This is a genomic window from Mesorhizobium sp. M7A.F.Ca.ET.027.03.2.1 (assembly GCF_003999175.1).
In the GTDB taxonomy this organism is placed as follows: domain Bacteria; phylum Pseudomonadota; class Alphaproteobacteria; order Rhizobiales; family Rhizobiaceae; genus Mesorhizobium.
The window spans coordinates 1-1560 of sequence record NZ_RZOM01001260.1 but is presented as its reverse complement, the minus strand read 5'-3'; the positions used below and the strand labels follow the sequence as shown (position 1 = coordinate 1560).

1 protein-coding gene is annotated in these 1560 nt (G+C 63.2%); it reads right to left on the bottom strand.

The window, feature by feature from the left end; translation table 11 throughout:
* Positions 1–1483: SAM-dependent methyltransferase (locus EN750_RS33625; protein ID WP_281062371.1), on the bottom strand; the 1483-nt coding region annotated here is incomplete at its 3' end.
* Positions 1484–1560 lie beyond the last annotated feature (77 nt).

Below are 1560 nucleotides of genomic sequence, written 5' to 3'. Positions count from 1 at the left end.
ATTCAATATTCGGCTGATCGCTGCATCGCGCGCGGGCCCGTCCGACGGCTATGGCGGAGATGTCGGTTGCGGTCAGATGGCCCACTCGCGGCGCCAGCTGCCGCGTGAAATGGCCCTCCGCGCAGGCCAGCTCAAGCGCCCGTCCGATGGGGCCGGCAGGCAGGATTTCGAGTTGCCGCTCGTATTTTTCCTGCTCATAGGACGAACCGTAGTTCCAGGGATCCTCGGTCGCGAAATAGCCATTCCAGAACGACGTGCGATCCTCGTCGTGCCTGACCCGTGCACGCCGCGGCGCGGCAGAAGGCTCGGCTGGTTCGGCGCTCGACCGGACCAACTCCCGCGCTTGCGCGGCCAATCGCGCGAGTTTGCCGAAGTGGCTGTCCGGATCAGGCCCGCGTTCGGCTGTGCCTGACAATGCCCCGGCTGGAAGCGTGTTCGGAGTGTTGGCGCCAGCCTCTTTTTGCGGTGCGAAATTCCGGATCAGTTCAATCCAATGATCCCTTGTCACTGTCCCGAGCACGCCGAATTGTACGACGGCCTCGATGTGGCCATCCATCATCAGGTAGGCATAGATTTGGTCGATTCCTTCCGGCAGTTCGGTCGAGGTCGGATTTCGAGCGTCGACGCGGATTCCAAGTGTTCGCGCCAGCCTGCGCGGCGCGCCAAGATCGTCGGCGTTGAGAAGCATTTGCTCAAGCTGATACTGGATGCGGCGAGCCGCCGCGGGATTGGCCCAGACCTTGCCGAGTTCGGTAATCAATTCGGTGATGGCGCCGCCGAACCTGCCCCACCTGGCAGCCAGTTGCGCCGGCACAGACAGGCTTCCCACCGCAAGGCCGTTGACGGCTACCTTGGCGATCTCACTCGCCCACTTGCGTCCGGCCGGAAGCGCGCGCAGGGACTGCGGGTTGATCGAGCCCGAGCCGCCGCCGCAATCCGACGCGGCGTTCCAAAATGCGAACCACGCGAGTGCTTCGGAAGCGGTGCGGCCATCCGCCGAGTTCGCTCCGTTGGCGTGGATAGTTACCGGGTGTTTGACTCTGGAGTCGGCAGAGAAGCCACGGGCGATCACGATTTCCGCGTCGGCCAGCATCTGAGATGAATTGCGGGTGAGCGAGTTGGAGCTAGCCCGGCAAAAGGCGAGCGGCTCGTCGACCATTACCCAATTCCTGCCGAGACGGGCGAGGCGCTGCCACAGATCCCAGTCCTCGCATGTGCGCAGCGACACATCGAAACCGCCTAACTCGACGATTGTCTCCCGGTCGACCAGCAGCGCGTGAGTGGCGATGGCACACCGGCGGGCAAATGTTTCAAAGGGCTGGACCGCAACCTCTGACGAGACGCTCAACGGAATAAGTTCGCCATCGGGCATCACGCACTGAGAGCCGCAATAGGCGGCCACTGAATCGGGCGCGGCCTCCAGTGCGGCTAGCATTTTCGCGAGGAAGCTGGCGTCTACCCAATCGTGTGCATCCAGAAACATGAGCCAGTGGCCGCGCGCCGCCGAAATCCCGCTATTGCGCGCGCGGCCACTGGCTCATGTTTCTGGATGCACACGAT